This is a genomic window from Arsukibacterium sp. MJ3 (genome assembly GCF_000987765.1).
Classification (GTDB): Bacteria; Pseudomonadota; Gammaproteobacteria; order Enterobacterales; family Alteromonadaceae; genus Alishewanella.
Genome location: NZ_LAHP01000007.1, coordinates 126,812 through 147,917 on the forward strand (window position 1 = coordinate 126,812; position 21,106 = coordinate 147,917).

Sequence of the window (21,106 nt, forward strand, 5' to 3'; positions counted from 1 at the left end):
TTAATTACACAATCTGTTATGGCTGATAACGGCCGGGGCTGATGATATTATGTGGGTCTAATGCTTGCTTAATTTTGGCACTAATCTGCCAAAATGGCAGGGTAGGATCTAATAAGCTGGCTTGTTGCGCCAGATTAAGCCGGTACGGCACCCAGCCCTGCTTTAAGCCCTCGCTGACTAACTCTTCCAGACAGGCTTTTGCCTGAGCAACGGCAGCTGCATCAGCCAGATTAAATACGATAGGAATGGTGCTATCGACGGTATCGTGTTTTAAGCTGGTAAAGGTGATCATGGGCTCTATGCCGTACTTTGGGCAAACGGCTCTTATATGGCCAATAAAACGGCGCATGTCGGCGCTATTCATGGTTATTAGCGGCGCATACCATAACAAACCACAGCCATCGGCCGCCGGATGCAGCGTTTGATCTTTAGTAACCGCTAGCCTTGGGTTACGCCAGTAAGCTAGTGGCAAGGCCACCTGATTAGGATGGCCACTCATAATGTTGATGCCGGCATCTAACGAATTTAACATTTTCCGTTGTGCACTTAGCATGGTTTTAGGTAACCACTGCAACACGGTGCGGGCGGTGTTGATTAACCAACTGTCTGAAAACACCATTTTGCTGCATTGTTTACCAGCAAAGCGTTTAACTTCATGTTTGGCTGCTTTTACCACCGCTTTTTGGCCATATAAGGTACCGGCGATGGTCCAGGCCGGAATGTCGTAAGTTTTAGCGATACTTGCCACTTGTTGTTCGGTCATTACCTGGTGTGCCGCAGCGCCGTTAGGGTTAGTGGCCAGCATGGCGGCGACCCGGCGCTGGTCCATAATATTAACGGAGCCGACCACCCCTTCCAGTTTTTGTAAAATATCAAACACAATTTGTTGCGCTTGTTCGAACTGATATTCAGTGGCAAATTGCAGATAAAAGGCACTAAAGGCTTCAGGTTCTGCTTTTAATCTTAGGCTTATTTCAGTAACAATTGCCAAATTACTCTGGGTCCATAAACCATCTAAGTAAGGACCCACGCCATATTTGTAGGTTTTGTCCAGCAGATCGTGCTGGCTTTGATCTAACTCTGCTACTGCCGAACGAAACAACGTGCCATCAGCTAAATAGCCTCTGATACTATTTACTGCAGCGAAATGGTCGGTGTAAGGGGTAATACCATAGCCCCGCTCCAGCGCATTACCCAAAATACTGCACCCGGGCCCGGCACCGGTAACCGGTACCATAAACTTTAGTTGGTGTTGGTTAAGATAGCAGCGTAAATCTTGTTGAGTTACCCCAGGCTGCACGGTAAAAATACCAAGCTTAGCGTCTTCGCATTGAATGTTATTTAATTTAGCAAGATCAAGAATTACTGCCGTAGCGCTATTGGCTTTAGCCGAGGAGTAGCCCCAATTGCGGCCAGTACTAATGGGATGTACGGCAAAAGCATTTTTGCTGTTAGCATGGCTAGAGGCTAACGCTAACACTGCTTTGATGTCGGCTATTGCGCCAATACTCACCACCAGTTGGCTTGGCTGGTTATTTGCTTCACAGTTAAACTGATAGCGGGCTAGCTCTGGCACTGAGCTTAACACCTGACTGGCTGTACTCAGCACATTTTGCAGCAAAGCAGCTAGCGTTGTAACATCAGGCGGGTATGGCACTGCAGTCAACAACTTATCCCCAGTTTACCGTTAAAGTTAATACCGAACTTATTGTCACTATCATCACCTTTATCCTGGGCAAATAAGTCATGCTCAATCGAGCTTAATAACTTGGTATACCCTGAGGAAATACTGGTACGGAACATATCAGAGTTAATATAATATGCCGCCCTTTTACCGTGATATTCAATGGGCTCGCCCAACTGTTTAAAGTTTACACCTATAAAACGTAAGCTGCGGGCTAAGCGGGGCTCCATCATGACATAACCGTGAAAACGGTTAGAATGAAACCCCATTGCCGCAGCCGACATATACAAACAAATTGAAATATAGGGAAAACAGCGTAATTCACTGGCTGAATAATCTTGCTCATTAAAAGCGCCGGTTGCAGCACCTTTGAACTGGTCTACCGAGCGTTTACGAAAGTTCTCTGGCACGGCTAGGCGGGAAATTTCACAAATACTGTCGCGTGGAAAACACCAGGGTGCAAACTCTTTGTCTTCAATGGCATGCGCACAATGTTTTTCAATCGGTAACAGCTGATCATTCCCGGCAGAGGTAATTAACCTTACCGTTCCGGCCAGTGCATTCGAATTAAGATGGCGGATAAAACAATGAATAGAGCGAGAGTCAAACTCGTCACATTCTTCATAGTCTGCTTTTACGTCTTCAAAGTGCAGTTCTTCACAATATACCTGATGGCGTAAACGGTACACTTCGTGCCGGAGCGGGTCGGTATTAGCAATTTGCGGCCGTAAGTATTTAGAAAAATGCGCCGAAATGGTTTTGGCGTCATTGCTGGCCAATCCGGCCATCGCTTTTTTCACCATTCCACCAATTATGGGTTTATCTGCCAGAGATTTAAGCCGTCTCATAGACCCCTCTTAACCAATTTTTAATCGCCATAGGTTGTATGTTATGTCCGTTTGGAGTTGGTTTAGCGTTGCTAAAACAACTTAAGTAGTGCACTTTTAGATTAACACTTTTTTATACTGATGGTGTTTTATTAATAGCTTATATAAACAATTCAGCCAGTTTTAGCAGAACAATTTCTTTCAGTAGCGGCTACGATATTGCATTACTATAGGTTCTCTTTCAGTATGGGTGATTATCAGTAAGTTTCCAGCACGGCATAGCGCATTTTGTAGACAAATACGCTAGTATGTTTACGTATATTAAGGAAAGGGAAAGCATTTTTGCTATGGTTAAGCATATTAGTTTATTGATTGGCTTATTAATATTGAGTAGTCTGGCCCAGGCTGCTGAACTGGTTGAAACCCTCAAAAAAATAAAACCGGCTGTGGTGGCAATTGGTATTCAGAACCCTACCGGCTCACCACGGATAAGATTAATCGGCAGTGGCTTTGCGGTAAGCCCGGGCAACCGAATAGTGACTAATTATCATGTTGTTGCTAAAGAGCTTGATGAAAGCAAACTTGAGCAATACGTGGTTTTGTCTGGCCAGGGTGCCACGTTCAGGGTACACCCCATAAAAAGTAAGCAATTGTCTCCGGCTTATGACTTAGCGTTATTAACCATTCCCGAACAGTTACCAAGCTTAGTGGTTAGCCGGGGGCCATTACTGGCTGAGGGTAGCCGTATTGCTTTTACTGGTTTTCCTATTACTCAGGTTTTAGGGCTATACCCCGCTACTCATGCCGGCATTATTGCTGCGCACACCCCAATTGCCATTCCGGTTGATAACATTCGCGATTTACAAACCAGCATGTTAAGACAACTTGATAAGCCTTATTTGGTATATCAACTAGATGCGGTGGCTTACCCTGGCAATAGCGGCAGCCCGCTGTACCGGCCCGACAACGGTGAAGTTATTGGCATTATTAATCAGGTTTATATTAAAACCAGCCGCGAAGCGGTGCTAAGCGACCCCAGTGGCATTAGCTATGCTATTCCAAGTACCCACCTGCTTGATCTAATGAACAAGCCAGATTAAGCGGCCGGCCCGTTATGGATACACTATTTAGCCTAGCTTTAGATAAAGTCGGTTTTATTCTGGCCGCTGTAGCTTACTTATTTTTTGTCGGCTTATTACTGGCTACCCGGGTTAGTAACTTGCCTAAGCATTTGCTAATTGCATTGTCGGTAGTCAGTATTTGTTGGGCCGTTTATTACAGTTGGTTTGCCACCCTACCCTACACCAGCACTAGCTCGCATATTATTGAAAATAGCAAAAGCACTATATTGTTACTTTTCCTGTTAGCGGCGCTTAGTAAGGCAAACAACACAGTTGGTCAGTTTTTACGCCAGCCTTACGTTTTCGGCTTACTTATTGCTATGCTTAGCTGGGTTATTATTTCTGCTAGCAACCTGCTTAGTGCCAGCAATATTTTTACCGGCAACCTGGCAATATGCGTGTTGCAGCTAGCCTTATTAGAGGCGTTATACCGCCGCTCAGGCGAGGCAAAATGGCAATATAAACCACTAGTACTGGCGCTGACAGTAACCACCTTATTTGACTTTGCGTTGTTGGCTGAATCAGCTTTATTCGGGCGGATTGACGATCAAATCTGGTTTGCCCGTGGCTTTGTTTATTGCGCCATGCTGCCATTAATGATTATTGCCGTACGCAGAATTAAAGCCTGGGGCATTAATGTCTATATTTCGCGTGACATTGTATTACAAAGCTCGTTAGTACTGGGAGCGGGTATCTACTTATGTATATTAGCTTTTGCCGGCTTTTATATTCGTTTTTTCGGTGGCAGCTGGTCAAATTTAATTCAGGCAACGTTTCTTATTCTTGGTATGGCCATTTTGGTATTTTTGATGCTGTCAGGCACCTTACGCCGCCAGCTTAAAGTTTTTATAGAAAAACACTTTTTTGCCAATAAATTTGATTACCGTGAGAAATGGCTACTACTGACCAGAGCACTACAAAAAATTGATATTAGCAAACCCGACCCTTATCAAAGCTTGCTACAAGCCTGGATAAATAGCATTGGTTATAGCCGGGGCGCCATTGTAAAATTTAAAAACACCAACTGCACTACCCTGGCACTGTATCAGCGCCCGGCATTAAATAAGCAAGAATTGCAGTTAATAACCGATTACCAACGCCATTTTGCCAAAGGCAACTGGATAGTTGATTTATCGGACAAAACTGATCTATTTGTACAAAGTATTGTTGCGTTAAAATTAGTGAATATTCAACTTATTATCCCAATTCACCACAAAGGAAAATTGTGGGGGTTATGTGTAATGAATGCGCCCGAAGTTAGCAAACTTAAGCTAAACTGGGAGCTTAAAGATTATTTAACCTTGGTGTCGGAACAAATATCCAATCAGTTACTATTAATGCAAGCCAGCCAGACATTAAGTGAGAATGCTCAATTTGTGGCGTTTAGCAGAATGTCGGCCTTTGTGGTACATGATTTAAAAAACGTAAAAGCACAAATTGATTTAATGCTAGCCAATGCGGTTAAACACCGGGCTAATCCGGAATTTATCGACGACAGCTTTATTACACTGGGCGCAATGCAACAACGACTAGACAATATGTTAAGCCAGCTAACCAATAAACGGTTAGACCAGCAAAGCGATAGTCAAATATCAGTTGGGCAATTGTTAAACGAGGTAATTACCTCACGTTGTGCCGTTAAACTGCCAATGCCGGAACTAAACATTGAACACGATTGCACTATTGTGATTGATAAAGATAGATTTAGCAGTATTCTGTTTCATCTTATTGATAATGCACAACATGCCACTGCCGCTACCGGAAAGGTGCAGGTTACCGTGACCCGACAGCAGCAGCAACTGAAACTTACTATTGCCGACACTGGCAGCGGCATGACCGAAGACTTTATTAAGTACCGGCTTTTTACCGCCTTTGATTCAACCAAAGGCAACGCCGGAATGGGGATTGGCGCTCATGACGCGCTGCACTTTGTCGAGCAACATGCCGGCCAGCTAACCGTGGTTAGTGAGCCTGACAAAGGGTCTGTTTTCACCTTATTTCTTCCGTTAGAATCAGCTTTAAGCGCAACTAACGGCTCTGAAACTGTACTACAAGGACTGTAATATGAAAACTGTATTAGTCGTTGAAGACGACATTGGTATCCAAAAGCAACTAAAGTGGAGCCTGAGCAATTATGAACTGGTGTTTGCTGATGACAGAGCCAGTGCCATGACTCAGCTTCGGCGCTACGAGCCGGCAGTTGTTACCCTAGATTTAGGCCTGCCACCGGATCCGGCTAATGCCTCTGAAGGTTTAGCCTGTCTGGCAGAAATATTAGCGGCTCAACCACACTGCAAAGTAATAGTACTTACCGGCAACACAGATAACGTACATGCCCTGAAAGCCGTGGCATTAGGGGCTTATGATTATTATCAGAAACCGATAGATGCTGATGTATTAAATATTATTATAAGCCGTGCGTTTAAACTAACCGAGCTAGAGCAAGAAAACCTGGCGTTAAAAGCCAGCAGTAGCATTCAGCTGGATATTATTGGCAACAGTGATGCCATGGTTAAAGCATGCCGTACCGTTGAAAAAATAGCCCCTACTGAAATCACTACGTTGTTGTTGGGTGAAAGCGGTACCGGTAAAGAAGTGTTTGCCAGAGCCATTCATAAACAAAGCTTGCGGGCGAATAAACCCTTTGTGGCCATTAACTGTGCGTCTATTCCAGAAAACCTGCTGGAAAGTGAGCTGTTTGGTTATGAAAAAGGCGCTTTTACCGGTGCCAATAAAACTACCTTAGGTAAAATTGAATGTGCTAATGGCGGTACCCTATTACTGGATGAAATAGGTGATATGCCACTAAGCCTGCAGGCAAAAATGCTGCGCTTTTTACAAGAGCGGGTTATTGAAAGAATTGGCGGCCGCCAAGAAATTGAAGCCGATGTCAGGGTTATTTGTGCCACACATCGTAATTTGGCCGAAATGGTGGCCAACCAGACTTTTCGGGAAGATTTATACTACCGTATTAGTGAAATTTCGTTAACTATTCCACCGCTACGCCATCGTGGTCAGGACATTATTATTATTGCCAAGTCGTTGCTGCAAAAGTTTAATCAGGAGTATCACTCGCAGGTACATGGTTTTACCGAAAAAGCCATTCAGGCAATGTTACACCATAGCTGGCCAGGTAATATCCGCGAGCTGCAAAATAAGCTAAAGTCGGCGGTTATTTTAACCGACAGTAAACTGATTGATGCCAGCGATTTAGGCTTAATCGGTAACCAGCATAACAAGCTTGATACTTTGCGAAAAGTACGTGAACAAGCTGAAACGCAAGCTATTCGTCATGCCTATGCGCTTGCTAATACCAATATATCTAAAACAGCTGATTTACTCGGCGTAACCCGGCCCACGCTGTATGCACTTATTGATAAGTATCGCTTACACGATTTACGCCATAGCGATGCTGAACATTAAACAGTAAAACCACGCATAAAAAAGCCCGCATTTCGCGGGCTTTTTTTATCGGTGAGCAATTAAAGCGTAATACCCTTCATTTTCGCCCTATCCCGGATATAAGATTCCCAACTGCGCACCTGACGCGATGTTGAAGGATCTTTCTTAGCGTTTTGCAGCGCTGCGTAGGCTTCTTTATATTTACCCTGATAGAAGTAAGCTTCTAAAATGTTGATATAAATACCACCTTGACGGTCAGCATCTCTGCTTAATGCCGCATCAAAGGCCGCAATAGCCGCTGGATAACGCTGAATGGACATTAATGCATTTCCCTGACGTCGAAACGCATCGGCTTCGTTGGTTAACTTAGCCAACTCACCGTAGTACTCTGCTGCTTTGGCAAAATCGCGGGCAGCCTGGTAATTAGAGGCGATTGCAGCAAGCATAGTACGATCTTTTTTGATCGCGCCGCTTTTTACATACTTCTCGTAAATACTTGCCGCTTTGTATGGAATATTGTTATTCGCATACATTTGCCCTAATGCTTTAAGCTCAGATTCTTTTTCCAGGTAACCTTGTGCATGCGCAATTTGAAACGCACTTAACGATTTATCGTAGTCTTCAACTAAGGTGTAAAAATTACCCAGATAAACCCAATAGGTTTTTTCTTGCGGGAATAACTGCACCATGATTTCAACCGTGGAAATCGTTTCCGGATAGCGTTTTAGCTCGTAAAAAGAACCCATTTTCATCAAATAATGATTTTTGTTAGGCTCTTTTGAAAAGCGAATAGCGTTATCAGCATTAGGTATAGCTTTAGCATAATCATTTAACTGATAGTACGCCTGAGCTATTCGAAAATAGACATCTGCATCGTTTTCGCCAGTAAAGCGCATCCAACGTTGGTAGCTGTCTATCGCCACCTTGAATTTGCTTTCCTGAATTTGTAAATCAGCCAACAACTTTAATGCTGCAGATTGATCATTAAAGCCTAACACGTCAGGCTTCACTGCCAAATCCAAATACTTTATAGCCTGCGGGATGTCTTTAAAAGCATAGATATTACCGAGGAAACGGTATAAAAATGCTCTATCAAAATCACCGCTTGGAATGGCATCAAGTAATACTGCAATGGCTTCATCAAGCTTTTCTTCGTTGTATAGGTCAAGCGCTTTAGTAATTGTCCGGCCAACCCGCTCGCCAGGCAACTGGGTTTTAGCACTTTTACGTGCTTCAATCCTCTCCCGTTCAGCGGCCGTTAAATCTTGCGCTGCTACCGGAAGAGAAAAAATACTAAAGCTTGCTGCTAACACTAAACTGGAAGTTAATAACGTTAATTTATTCATAGTTAACCTCCGGCCATGTCAAGGGTAAAGTCTAGCTGTACCATCTGACCTGGCTGTTGCATCGGTTTACCCTCTACAACTTTCGGGCTGTATTTCCAACGGCGTAGTGCCCGAATCGCTTCACGGTCAAACACCCGTCGCGGCTCAGCTTCGACAACTTCAACATTATCAACACTGCCATCTTCCATAATAGTAAATCTTAAGCGAACCCAGCCTTGCAAGCCGTCGCGAGCCGCTTCTACCGGGTAGCGCGGTTCAATACGAACGATAGGCGTTGCATCACCGTCGCGTAACAACGAGCCAGGATTATTCAGGCCAATATTAGCAGCTAAATCCATGCCTGGCATGTTAAAACCAACGGCACCAGCAGTGTTCGTCATTTCTGGCTCAGGCTGCGGCGTTTTTGGCGGCTCAGCCGGCGGTGGTGGTGGTGGTGGCGGTGGTGGCCGCCGCACCTGTGTATCTGAATCAGGCGGCGTAGTGTTGATTTCAACAACAATACGCTCTTGCTCAGGCGCCCGACGTTCGCCGCTGCCCTTAATAAGCAACGCCATAATCAGAAACAACAGAAACGTTACCACTGCACCGATAATTAACGATGTTAGGAAACGCAACATGGCTATTTTTTCTCCCCGGCAATGGTAATAACAAGCGATTGGTCAGCAGCTTTAACCTGATCCATTACTTCCATTACTACACCGTGTTTAGCGTTAACGTCAGCCTGCAGAATAATAGTATCTGTTGGTGACTCCGCTCTTAAACGCTCAATGTTGGCAGAAACCCGTTCAATGTCTACCATCCGCTTATCCATCCATACTTCGCCATTCTCACGAATAGCAATAAAAATGGTAGCTGATGGCTTTTGTTGCACCTGGGTTGCTTCCGGCTTGTTTACATCGATACCGGCCTCTTTGACAAAAGAGGTAGTTACAATGAAGAATATCAACATAATGAAAACGATATCCATCATCGGCGTGATGTCGATTGCCGCTTCATCGTCTTCGCGAATACGTTTACGTGCCATAAAATTCTCTCTTAATGATGCGGTAAGCTGTCAACGAGATCTGCTTTTTCCCGTTTCACTTTCACTTCCAGCCGCGAACTGAAAAACAATCCTGATAACGCTGCAACCATACCGGCCATTGTCGGAATTGTTGCCATCGAGATACCGGCGGCCATAGTACGTGGGTTACCCGTACCTTGCGTTGCCATTATATCGAACACCGCTATCATGCCGGTTACTGTGCCTAATAAACCTATCAATGGGCACATTGCAACCAGCGATTTAATCAGTAACATCCGCTGATCAAGGTTAATTGTCGCCTCAGAAATCCAGGTATCACGGATTTTATGAGCATACCAGGAAGTGGTATCCGCTCTGGCATCCCATCTGGCAATAATTTCCCGTTTATTTTTAGGAAAAATTGCCGTCACGTACCAGTAGCGCTCTAACATCAAAAACCACATGATGAAGAGGACCAAAGCGACAACGTATAACACGTTGCCACCGGTATGTATAAAATCCTGTACCGATTCCCACAGCCCTACTAGCTGGGTCATCATTAGGCGTTCTCCTTCTCCGCGTGAGCAGCAACAATACCTGCGCTTTGCTCATCTAGCACGTGTAAAATTTCTTTTGACTTAGCTTGCACAATACTGTGTACGAACAGTAATGGTAAAGCCGCAATCAGGCCCAGCGCAGTGGTTACCAACGCCAGAGAGATTGAACCCGCCATTAATTTTGGATCGCCTGTGCCGTATAAGGTAATTTGCTGGAAGGTTAAGATCATACCGATAACCGTACCTAACAGACCCATTAACGGGGCTACTGCTGCAAACAGCTTGATATAACCAATACCGCGGTCAATACTTGGCGTTTCGCGCAAAATGGCTTCGTCTAGTTTTAACTCAAGGTTTTCAACATCTGAAGAACGGTTCTGATGATACACATTCAGAATACGCCCCAGTGGGTTGCTGTCTGAAGGGTTCGCCAGGTTTTTCAGCTGTGAACGCATTTTGCTGCCAACGATGGTTAATACCGTGAAGCGCTCAAGTGCAATCAGTAAACCGAAAAACAGTAATACCGTGATTAAGTAACCCACGGTACCACCCTGATGGTAGTATTCCATTAGCGTGCTGCGTTGCTGGTTTAAGCGCAGTAAGCTGTTGCCTTTAGTAGGGTCAACGTACAAACCGGCTAATTCACCTTTTGCAGCATTTTGGAATTCAGCAACAGAGTTATGAATTTTTGACTGCGGCTGACGGCCTAATGGCTGAATTTGGTCAGTATCAACGTTACGAATTAAGTACTGCTCATCTGTAGTCAGATGGAAGGCACCGAAACGCGTAACACGCTCAGTAGAACTACCACCGTCTAACTTAACGACTTCAGCATCAAACTTGGAAATTTTAGCTGATTCGGTCATTTCAGTCAGCATGGCAACCCATAGGTCTTCCATCTGGCTCAGAGTTGGCAACTCAGTAGCGGCAGCAATAGCACGTAATGGCTTTTCACGGCCTGGGTACTGGGCACTAATCAGTGAACTGGTAATAACACCAATGGCCTGGTTAGCAGACTGACGAACCACACCGAACACTTCACCCATAGTACCCTGAGCACTTTCGAGCTCCTGGATTTTCTGAGCAATAAGGATGTCGTTATCAGAATATTGCTTCGCTAAGCGAGTACCGCGAGTTTCTTGATCAGCAAACTCTTTTTTAGCGGTATTAAGTAGTGATTGCTTGTCAGAGCGTTCAGCCAGGAAAGCACGTTCACGCTCCTGGTTCATCCGGCCTTCTACAGCCCGCTCTTTCTTAATTTGTTCTAGTAACTGGTCAAGCTGCGCCGTGTTTGCGGCAGCGTTAAATGCTACTGATGCCGATAACGTAATCGCAGCAGCAACAACCAATGTTTTAATAGCCTTTCTCATTTATTCTTACTCCGCTGCGAAAAGTGGTACACGGTCCATATCAGGGGTCGCTTCACGACGCGACATCTTGATAAGGTTAGTGATTGAATTCATGTATGAATCAGGTAGCTTTTCCCAGCCTTTTGTTTCTTTGTTGTAAGCCCAGCCAGTTTTACCATCTAAAGACTGTGCTACCAGTGCTAAACGACCAACACTTAAATAGTCAACAGTAATGTCCTGACCTTCGTAAGCTAAGATACCCTGGAATGCTGCCATTTCAGTGCCGTAGCCCATTTCAATGCTATACGCTTCCAGAATTTGACGATACTGCTCTGAACGTTGCACGTCAGAACGTTCCATCAGCTCACGTAAACGATTAACCCGTTCTAGGCGACGCTCGGTGCGCAAGGGTAAGTCGGCATTAACAAACTGCTCTAACGCATCGATCATACGGAACATCAACGGAACAGTACCTTTATTGGTATCTTCCAAATCGTCCATCTGCCGCTGTAAAGAGCTTACCTGGCGCTGTTGATCGTTAACCAGTGTTTGTAAAAAATCATTGTAGACTTTTAAGTTTTCTGTTTGTACCACAACAACCCGGTACTCACCCAGCAACTCTTGAGTCTGCTCATATATGGTATTGATTTTTTCTTGAGACTGCACGGCAGCACGTTGGATTTGGCTATTAGCCTGGTGAAGATCTTTTAAGTCTGTTGCTACGGCAGAACCGGCAAAAGCTAAGCTGCCAGCCAGCGCTGAGGCAACAAGACTCTTTTGAATTTTTTTGTTAAACATAGTTCCCAACCAATTATTGCTGATTAACGTAACCTGATTAGTGTAAGGGCTCATGCTGAAATTCAGAGACAATAAGCCCTCGGTTAGAGGGTAAACCGTCCGCATCATTGCAGTTAAAACACAGGTTGTCAACAGCCTGAGGCTGCCTGAATATGCGCTTTATCGCGATGTTTGCCGCGGTTTATCACCAATTTTAATCGTCATTAAACCAATTGTTTTAAAAATTTAATGACGCATTAAATTTATTGATTATTTTATATGCGGCGTCAGTTTCCCTGCCGTGTATAAATCAACCATAGCGTCTAATGACAATGCCTTTATTTTGCTGCCATTACCCGCACAGCCAAAGGCTTCATAACGGGCAATACAAATATCTGACATAGCCGTTACTGACGCTTGTAAATACTTGCGTGGGTCAAATTCTGCCGGATGCATCGCCATATAACGACGAATTGCACCGGTAGAGGCTAAGCGTAAATCGGTATCAATATTGATTTTACGCACCCCGTATTTAATACCCTGTTGTATTTGAGCTACCGGTACGCCATACGTTTCCGGAATTTTACCACCGTACTCGTTGATCACTTCTAACCAGTCTTGCGGTACGGATGACGAACCGTGCATTACCAGGTGGGTATCTGGAATACGCTGGTGAATCGCTTTAATGCGGTCAATTGCCAGAATATCGTCAGTAGGTGGCCGGCTAAACTTATAGGCACCATGCGAGGTACCGCAAGCAATTGCCAGGGCATCTACCTGGGTTTCGCGCACAAACTGCGCGGCTTCTTCCGGATCGGTAAGCATTTGATCATGCGTTAATACGCAATCTGCACCAATGCCATCTTCTTCGCCGGCTTCACCTGTTTCCAACGACCCTAAACACCCTAACTCACCTTCAACCGACACACCACAGGCATGCGCTATTTCTACAACCTTGCGGGTGATATTCACATTATAAGCATAATCCATGGGTGTTTTGCCATCTTCTCCCAATGAGCCATCCATCATTACTGATGAAAAACCCAGTTGAATAGAGCGCTGACAAACCCCCAACGAGGTGCCGTGGTCCTGATGCATTACCACCGGAATATGCGGAAACTCTTCTACCGCAGCCAATATAAGGTGGCGTAAAAACGGCGCGCCAGCATATTTACGCGCGCCCGCAGAGGCCTGAACGATTACCGGGCTGTCGGTTTTGTCGGCGGCCAGCATAATGGCTCGCATTTGTTCCAAATTATTGACATTAAATGCCGGAACGCCGTAACTAAACTCGGCGGCGTGGTCGAGCATTTGCCGTAATGATATCAGTGCCATGAATGCCTCTCCTTTATACTAAGGTACAGTTGTAGGTAAATTTATAGTGTGTAGGTGAAAATTTTTATAGGTAAAATACTGCCTTTATTTAATTATTAATTTTTTATTACATTGCTGTTTTAGCCTGGTTTTTATTTATTTGCAGCGCGTTGTTCCAGTATAGCCACTGCCGGCAAGGTTTTACCTTCTAAAAACTCTAAAAAGGCACCACCACCAGTCGATATGTACGAAATATCGGCAGCCACACCGTATTTGTCAATGGCCGCTAAGGTATCGCCGCCACCAGCAATCGAAAATGCCTTACTGTTGGCAATAGCGTCGGCTACGGCTTTAGTACCAGCAGCAAACTGGTCAAATTCGAACACCCCAACCGGGCCGTTCCAGACAATAGTACCGGCATTTTTTATAATATCGGTAAGTTGCGCTATGCTGGCCGGACCAATATCAAAAATCATTTCGGTGCTGGCAACATCGGCTACCCGCTTCAGGCTGGCAGTGGCTTGCTCGCTAAACTCTGTTGCTACTACAACGTCACTGGGTACCGGAATAATGGCGCCGCGGGCTTTGGCCTGCGCAATTAAACGTGTTGCTTCAGGAATTAAATCTGGCTCGTATAACGATTTGCCAACATTATTACCCTCTGCCGCAATAAAGGTATTGGCAATACCACCACCGACAATCAGTTGGTCAACCATACCCGATAACGCCTCAAGTACCGTTAATTTAGTAGACACTTTCGAGCCACCCACTATGGCCACTAATGGCCGCTTTGGGTTTTTCAGCGCGGCGCTTAGTGCATCTAGCTCTGCCAGTAATAACGGGCCAGCGCAAGCAACAGGCGCAAATTTAGCCACACCATGGGTAGACGCCTGAGCGCGGTGGGCGGTGCCAAAGGCATCCATTACAAATATATCGCATAATGCAGCCAACTGCCTGGCCAGTGCATCGTCGTTGTCTGCTTCGCCAACATTAAAGCGGACATTTTCAAATACCACTACTTCGCCAGGGTTAACTTCAACACCCTGTAAGTAGTCGCTGGCCAGTCGGACCGGCACCTTTAAGGCGTCGGCTAAATAATCTACCACCGGTTGTAATGACGCTTCTGCGGCAAATACGCCCTCGTCCGGGCGGCCTAAGTGCGACATCACCATAACCCGGGCGCCTTTACTTAACGCCAGTTGTAAGGTGGGAATAGCCGCTTTTATTCGTGCATCTGAGCTGACAATGCCCGCTTTTACCGGCACGTTTAAATCTTCCCGAATTAGTACCCGCTTACCTGATAAATCCAGGTCGTCCATCCGAATTACGCTCATATTAAACTCCTTGTCAAAAATTCTGTTGCAGCATTGCCCGTGCGGTATCCAGCATGCGATTAGCAAAACCCCATTCGTTATCGCACCATACCAGGCATTTAACCAGCCGTTTATGGCTAACCCGGGTTTGTGAGCCATCGACAATACAAGAATGCGGGTTATGGTTAAAATCAACCGAGACTAATGGCTCTTCAGTATAATCCAAAATACCGGCAAGGTTACCCTGCCTAGCGTGCTGCAACACCCGGTTGACCTTTTCGATGCTGACATCCTGATGTAGCGTAACACTTAAATCCATTGCGGTGACGTTAACCGTGGGCACGCGCACTGCAATAGCCTCAAAACGGCCGGCAAACTTAGGTAAAATGCGCTCTATGCCCAGTGCCAGTTTGGTATCAACCGGTATTATCGACTGACTGGCGGCACGGGTGCGGCGTAAATCAGGATGATACGCATCGATAACCTGCTGATCGTGCATAGAAGCATGAATGGTGGTAATGGTACCGCTTTCTACCCCAAATTGCTGATCCAGCACCTGAATAACCGGCACAATGCAGTTGGTAGTGCAAGAACCTGCCGATACTACCGTCATGGCGGCCGTTAACAGTTGCTGGTTAATACCATAAATAATAGTAGCATCGATATCTGCATCAGCCGGGTGAGAAAACAAGACTTTTTTCGCGCCAGCGCTAATATGCCAGTTGGCATGCTCGCGGCTATGAAATACCCCGGTGCATTCCAGTACAATATCTACCGCCAGTTCGGCCCAGGGCAATTCCAGCGGATCGGCCTGGCTGAACAAGGCGATATCATTACCATCAACCCTGATGCCACCCTGATAAGACTCTACCGAAAAACCAAAACGGCCATGCGAGGTATCGTATTTTAATAAATGCGCCACGCCTTTGGCATCTGCCAGTTCATTAATAGCAACCACCTGTAATTGGTGTTGCCAACCGTTTTCATAAATGGCCCGCACAATATTGCGGCCAATGCGGCCGAAGCCATTAATTGCCAGTCTAATTACCATAACACCACATAAAAGTGGGACCGCTTAGCGGCCCCTGATTGGCTGATGACGAACTGCTTATCTGCTTAGTTGCTTGGTGGCAGCGTTAACTATGGCATCGGCTGTAATGCCAAAATGCTCAAATAATTGCTCGGCAGGCGCCGACTCACCAAAGCTGGTCATACCAATAATATCGCCAGCTAAGCCAACATATTTATACCAGCAATCAGTAATACCCGCCTCTACCGCAATACGCTTGCTAATGTTAGCGGGTAACACGGTTTCACGGTAAGCGGCATCCTGAGCATCAAATACATCGGTTGATGGCATTGACACAACTCTGACCTGCTTACCTTTGCTGGTTAGCATTTTTGCAGCTTGTACCGCTAACTCTACTTCAGAGCCGGTAGCAATAATAATTAGCTCTGCAGGCTGCTCACTATCGAGCAGCACATAGCCACCGCGTTTAATCGTCTGCACGGTGGCGTTATCGCGGGCTTGTTGCTGCAAATTTTGCCGGCTAAAAATTAAGGTAGTAGGCCCGGTCGTGCGCTCAATAGCTGCCTGCCAGGCTACAGCTGACTCAACTTGATCGCATGGCCGCCAGTTCATTAAATTTGGGGTAGCGCGCAAGCTGGCTAATTGCTCTACCGGCTGATGCGTTGGGCCATCTTCACCCAGGCCAATAGAGTCGTGGGTATACACAAAAATTACCCGTTGTTTCATCAGCGCTGCCATGCGCACCGCATTACGGGCGTATTCAACAAACATTAAAAAGGTGGCACCGTATGGCACAAAGCCGCCGTGCAGCGCGATACCGTTCATCATGGCCGACATACCAAACTCACGCACGCCATAATAAATGTAGTTACCGCTGGCATCTTTGGCAGTAAGCGGTTTTGAACCCGACCAGATAGTTAGGTTAGAGCCAGCCAAATCGGCCGAGCCGCCCATAAATTCCGGCAATAACGGCCCAAAGGCATTTAAGGCATTTTGCGACGCTTTACGGCTGGCAATAGTGGCCGGGTTAGCTTGCAATTTTTCAATATAAGCTTGCGATTGTTCGGCCCAATTAGCGGGTAAATCACCGGCGGTGCGGCGGCTAAATTCAGCCGCTAATTGCGGATAAGCAGTGCGGTATGCGGCAAACAGCGTGTTCCACTGCGTTTCAGCACTGGCACCTTTACTATTGGCGTCCCAATCGGCATAAATATCAGCAGGAATGTCAAACGGCGCATGGGGCCATTGCAGGTAAGCACGGGCCGCAACAATTTCAGCTTCGCCCAGCGGTGCGCCATGGCAATCATGACTGCCACCTTTATTCGGTGCGCCATAGCCTATTACCGTTTTACAGCAAATAAGCGTGGGCCGGTCGGTTTGAGTTTTCGCCTGGTCAATAGCGGCTTTTACCGCATCACTGCTATGGCCATCAACATTTGCAATAACGTGCCAGCCATATGCTTTAAAGCGGGCTGGTGTATCATCGGTAAACCAGCCTTCAACATTACCGTCAATCGAGATACCGTTATCGTCCCAAAAGGCTATAAGCTTATTTAAGCCTAAAGTGCCGGCTAAAGAACAGGCCTCGTGCGAGATACCTTCCATTAAACAACCGTCGCCTAAAAACACATAGGTGTGGTGATCAACAATCTCAAAATCTGACTTGTTAAATTGTGCTGCCAGCGCTTTTTCGGCCAGCGCCATACCCACGGCATTGGTAACACCCTGGCCCAGCGGACCCGTAGTGGTCTCGACACCCGGTGCATAACCATACTCCGGGTGGCCAGGTGTTTTGGAATGCAATTGACGAAATTGTTTTAAATCGTCAATGGTTAACGCATAACCGGTTAAATGCAGCAGCGAATACAACAGCATTGAACCATGGCCATTAGACAGAATAAAACGATCGCGGTCTGGCCAGTCTGGATTAGCCGGATTATGCTTCAGGAAATCTCGCCAAAGCACTTCAGCAATGTCTGCCATACCCATTGGCGCACCCGGATGACCAGATTTTGCTTTTTGAACGGCATCCATACTTAAGGCACGAATAGCATTGGCGAGTTGTTTACGAGATGGCATGGTAGCTCCTGCTAATAACTTGAAAGGGGGCGGCACGTAACTTGGCCGGTATTTTCACTTACTGCCGCCCAGATGGCAAATGATTATCTTAAGTGGCAAAGAATTTATCTTTGAAGTGATCTGGCGGTTAACTTTCGCGTAAACTTTGGCATTAAAGACGTCTGGGCGTCAAATATTACTAGCCAAGGCCGGCCTCTTTCTCTAAAATAGGCGGCTATTTTTCTGGCGGCAAGCGGGTAGCAAGTTGGTAGCTAGTTGGTAGCAAGCTGCTATGCGCTTTTTTTGGCCCCAACCTGATAAATTAACCAACATTGGTGGAATACAACAGATGGCACAACATATTTTTACTTCTGAGTCAGTATCTGAAGGGCATCCGGACAAAATTGCTGACCAAATTTCAGACGCCGTATTAGATGCAATTTTAGAACAAGACCCAAAAGCCCGTGTTGCCTGCGAAACGTTTGTCAAAACCGGTATGGTGTTAGTAGGTGGTGAAATTACCACTAGCGCTTGGGTAGATATTGAAGAACTTACCCGCAAAACCGTACGTGAAATTGGTTATACCCATTCTGATATGGGTTTTGACGCTGATTCGTGCGCGGTATTAAATGCCATTGGTAAGCAGTCTCCTGATATTAATCAGGGCGTGGATAAAAACGATCCGCGGGAACAAGGCGCTGGTGACCAGGGCTTAATGTTTGGCTATGCCAGTAACGAAACTGACGTATTAATGCCGGCACCTATTACTTACGCGCACCGCTTAATGCAGCGCCAAGCGCAGGTGCGTAAAGACGGTACCCTGCCATGGTTGCGCCCAGATGCTAAATCTCAGCTTAGCTTTATTTATGAAGACGGCAAACCGGTAGGTATTGATGCCGTGGTATTGTCGACCCAGCACTGTGACTCTATTAGCACGGCTAACTTACGTGAAGCGGTAATGGAAACCATTATTAAGCCCGTATTACCTGCTGAATGGTTAACCAGCAAAACCAAATATTTTATTAACCCAACCGGTCGTTTTGTTATTGGCGGCCCCATGGGTGATTGTGGCTTAACCGGCCGTAAAATTATTGTTGATACCTACGGTGGCATGGCCCGACATGGTGGCGGTGCATTTTCGGGTAAAGACCCCTCAAAAGTTGACCGCTCAGCAGCGTATGCTGCGCGTTATGTGGCAAAAAATATTGTTGCGGCCGGCCTGGCTGACCGCTGCGAACTGCAAATATCCTACGCCATTGGTATAGCCGAGCCCACCTCGATTAGTTTAGAAACCTTTGGTACCAGCAAACTGAGTGAAGACCAGTTGATTAAACTGGTGCGCGAACACTTTGACTTGCGCCCTTATGGCTTAATTCAAATGCTTGATTTAGAGCGGCCTATTTATGGCGCTACGGCAGCATATGGCCACTTTGGCCGCAGTAGGTTCCCCTGGGAGCAAACTGACAAGGCTGAATTATTGCGTCAATACGCTAAATAAGCTTTATGTTGCAACAGCACGGGTAAAAAAGGAGGGCGAAAGTTCTCCTTTTCTATTTTATTGGTTTTTAGCTTATTTTCCGCTTACCAATACAGTCTATTTGTGTATGATAAAGGCGTTTTACTTTCCAGGGTTCAGCTGTCAATAGCAGCGGCTAACAATATAAATATAAGAAAGATGTCAACAGTAAGGAATAACTATGTCTGAACAAACCGCCGTGAAAACCGGCTGGCTAAACCGTGCGCTTAACGTTATTGAAGTTGTCGGGAATAAATTGCCTGACCCAGCGGTATTATTTGCCCTGCTTATGGTTATTGTCTGGCTGACCTCATGGTTATTGTCAGGTGTTAGCTTTAATGAAGTTGACCCACGCACCGGCCAAGCCATTTTAGTAAATAACCTACTGGCCGCCGATGCCATGACCACCTTTATGTCAAAAATGGTCAATACTTTTGTTACCTTTGCGCCGCTTGGGGTGGTATTAGTGGCCATGTTGGGGCTAGGTGTCGCCGAACATACCGGTTTTATTAATGCCGGCCTGCGTTCTATTTTAAATGTAACCCCCAAAATGCTGTTAACGCCGGTACTGGTATTTGTTGGCGTGGTAAGCCATATGGCGGTAGATGCCGGTTATGTGCTGGTTATTCCACTGGGTGCGGTTATTTTTTATGCTGCGGGCCGCCATCCACTGGCCGGTATCGCCGCTGCCTTCGCTGGTGTATCCGGTGGTTTCTCCGCTACCGTATTACCGTCAAGCCTAGACCCATTGCTCTCTGGTCTTACTCAGGCATCTGCCCGCTTATCGTCTGATCCTGCTGCTGCCGAGTTGTTTGTTAGCCCGATGAACAATTATTATTTCACCACGGCGTCTACCGTTTTAGTGGTACTTATTGGCTGGGTAATTACCGATAAATTTATTGAACCGCGGCTTAAAGCAACCCAGGTTGATGGTGATCCGGCTGATATGCCAAAAATGGATGACCTGCAGCCACACGAGCGTAAAGGTTTACGCTGGGCCAGCTTTTCTATGCTGTTAAGCATTGTGTTGTTAATCGTCTCGGCCTTACCAGAAAGCTCTGCCTGGCGTGCGCCAGCCGGCACGGTGCTGGCAGAAGGCCAAAGCAATTTATTGGTGTTTGCCGCCCCGTTAATGCAGTCTATTGTTAGTATTATCTTTGTGTTTTTCTTAATACCGGGCGTGGTATATGGCTATGTTTCAGGCAATGCCAAAAATCATCGCGATATTATAAAAGGCATGACCAAAGCAATGAGTGGTATGGGCTATTACATCGTTATGGCCTTTTTCTGTGCTCAGTTTATTTATGCCTTTGGCCAGTCAAACCTCGGTGCGCTTTTGGCGATTAAAGGTGCCAACTGGCTGCAGGAAATGGCATTTCCGATGGGCTTTACCTTAATTGGTATTGTTTTTTTATCGGGCTTTGTTAATTTACTGGTAGGTTCTGCCTCTGCTAAATGGGCGCTGATTGGCGCGGTAATGGTGCCCATGCTAATGGAACTTGGGGTATCACCTGATTTAACCCAGGCGGCCTATCGGGTAGGCGATTCGTCGACTAACATTATTACGCCATTACTGCCCTACTTCCCACTTATAGTGGTGTTTTGTCAGAAATACGTTAAATCGACCGGTATAGGTACATTAATAGCCTTAATGTTGCCTTACTCCATTACCATGTTGGTATTATGGACGGCCTTTTTGCTTGGTTTCTGGGCTTTAGATATTCCGCTGGGTATTGGCGCAAGTTATACCTACCCTGCCGCTGGCTAAGCAACGTTAGCCAGACGTAAATGCTAAAACCGCTGCCTGTC

The 21,106-nt window shown here is 46.0% G+C and carries 17 protein-coding genes; 5 read left to right on the forward strand and 12 right to left on the reverse strand.

Annotated elements, in window-relative coordinates:
* Nucleotides 1–16: 16 nt before the first annotated feature.
* Both VT06_RS07395 and VT06_RS07400 read right to left on the reverse strand, forming a co-directional pair.
* Entirely contained in the window at nucleotides 17–1,657 is a 1,641-nt protein-coding gene (locus VT06_RS07395; protein WP_235357383.1) for an FAD-binding oxidoreductase, read from the reverse strand.
* A gap of 5 nt (nucleotides 1,658–1,662) precedes the next feature.
* A complete protein-coding gene (locus VT06_RS07400; protein WP_046553642.1) occupies nucleotides 1,663–2,532 on the reverse strand; it encodes a PEP-CTERM/exosortase system-associated acyltransferase in 870 nt (289 codons plus the stop codon).
* A 326-nt stretch (nucleotides 2,533–2,858) separates the two neighbouring features.
* Here VT06_RS07400 and VT06_RS07405 point away from each other — a divergent pair, with 326 nt between their 5' ends.
* The 3 genes from VT06_RS07405 to prsR are packed head-to-tail and all read left to right on the forward strand — an operon-like array spanning nucleotide 2,859 to nucleotide 7,055.
* Nucleotides 2,859–3,611, forward strand: a complete 753-nt coding sequence (locus VT06_RS07405; RefSeq protein WP_046553643.1) for a serine protease — start codon at nucleotides 2,859–2,861, stop codon at nucleotides 3,609–3,611.
* Nucleotides 3,612–3,625: 14 nt separating this feature from the next.
* A complete protein-coding gene (gene prsK, locus VT06_RS07410) occupies nucleotides 3,626–5,695 on the forward strand; it encodes an XrtA/PEP-CTERM system histidine kinase PrsK (protein WP_046553644.1) in 2,070 nt (689 codons plus the stop codon).
* A 1-nt stretch (nucleotide 5,696) separates the two neighbouring features.
* Entirely contained in the window at nucleotides 5,697–7,055 is a 1,359-nt protein-coding gene (gene prsR, locus VT06_RS07415) for a PEP-CTERM-box response regulator transcription factor (protein ID WP_046553645.1), read from the forward strand.
* Nucleotides 7,056–7,114: 59 nt separating this feature from the next.
* Here the strand turns inward: prsR and VT06_RS07420 are convergent, their stop codons facing one another.
* The 10 genes from VT06_RS07420 to tkt all read right to left on the reverse strand — a co-directional run bounded on the left by VT06_RS07420 (nucleotide 7,115) and on the right by tkt (nucleotide 17,802).
* Entirely contained in the window at nucleotides 7,115–8,380 is a 1,266-nt protein-coding gene (locus tag VT06_RS07420) for a lipopolysaccharide assembly protein LapB (RefSeq protein WP_046553646.1), read from the reverse strand.
* A 2-nt stretch (nucleotides 8,381–8,382) separates the two neighbouring features.
* Nucleotides 8,383–8,997, reverse strand: coding sequence for an energy transducer TonB (locus tag VT06_RS07425; protein ID WP_046553647.1), 615 nt, complete (start codon nucleotides 8,995–8,997; stop codon nucleotides 8,383–8,385).
* A 2-nt stretch (nucleotides 8,998–8,999) separates the two neighbouring features.
* A complete protein-coding gene (locus tag VT06_RS07430; protein ID WP_046553648.1) occupies nucleotides 9,000–9,404 on the reverse strand; it encodes a biopolymer transporter ExbD in 405 nt (134 codons plus the stop codon).
* An 11-nt stretch (nucleotides 9,405–9,415) separates the two neighbouring features.
* Entirely contained in the window at nucleotides 9,416–9,943 is a 528-nt protein-coding gene (locus VT06_RS07435) for a MotA/TolQ/ExbB proton channel family protein (RefSeq protein WP_235357379.1), read from the reverse strand.
* Nucleotides 9,943–11,310 (reverse strand): MotA/TolQ/ExbB proton channel family protein, encoded by a 1,368-nt coding sequence (locus VT06_RS07440; protein WP_046553649.1) that lies wholly within the window; start codon nucleotides 11,308–11,310, stop codon nucleotides 9,943–9,945. The genes VT06_RS07435 and VT06_RS07440 overlap by 1 nt, the downstream gene beginning before the upstream one ends.
* Nucleotides 11,311–11,316: 6 nt before the next feature.
* A complete protein-coding gene (locus tag VT06_RS07445; RefSeq protein ID WP_046553650.1) occupies nucleotides 11,317–12,087 on the reverse strand; it encodes a DUF3450 domain-containing protein in 771 nt (256 codons plus the stop codon).
* A 249-nt stretch (nucleotides 12,088–12,336) separates the two neighbouring features.
* Entirely contained in the window at nucleotides 12,337–13,401 is a 1,065-nt protein-coding gene (gene fba / locus VT06_RS07450; protein ID WP_046553651.1) for a class II fructose-bisphosphate aldolase, read from the reverse strand.
* A 131-nt stretch (nucleotides 13,402–13,532) separates the two neighbouring features.
* The gene (locus VT06_RS07455) at nucleotides 13,533–14,714 is read right to left on the reverse strand and encodes a phosphoglycerate kinase (RefSeq protein ID WP_046553652.1); all 1,182 of its coding nucleotides are present in this window, start codon (nucleotides 14,712–14,714) and stop codon (nucleotides 13,533–13,535) included.
* Between the two features lie 13 nt (nucleotides 14,715–14,727).
* Nucleotides 14,728–15,744 carry an erythrose-4-phosphate dehydrogenase gene (gene epd / locus VT06_RS07460; protein WP_046553653.1) on the reverse strand — a complete coding sequence of 339 codons (1,017 nt, stop codon included), beginning with the start codon at nucleotides 15,742–15,744 and terminating at the stop codon, nucleotides 14,728–14,730.
* A 57-nt stretch (nucleotides 15,745–15,801) separates the two neighbouring features.
* Entirely contained in the window at nucleotides 15,802–17,802 is a 2,001-nt protein-coding gene (gene tkt, locus VT06_RS07465) for a transketolase (protein WP_046553654.1), read from the reverse strand.
* 328 nt (nucleotides 17,803–18,130) lie between these two features.
* On the opposite strand from tkt, the gene metK reads away from it, so the two are divergent.
* Both metK and VT06_RS07475 read left to right on the forward strand, forming a co-directional pair.
* Nucleotides 18,131–19,279, forward strand: a complete 1,149-nt coding sequence (gene metK, locus VT06_RS07470) for a methionine adenosyltransferase (protein WP_046553696.1) — start codon at nucleotides 18,131–18,133, stop codon at nucleotides 19,277–19,279.
* Between the two features lie 199 nt (nucleotides 19,280–19,478).
* Nucleotides 19,479–21,065, forward strand: coding sequence for an AbgT family transporter (locus VT06_RS07475; RefSeq protein ID WP_046553655.1), 1,587 nt, complete (start codon nucleotides 19,479–19,481; stop codon nucleotides 21,063–21,065).
* The last annotated feature ends 41 nt before the right edge of the window (nucleotides 21,066–21,106 follow it).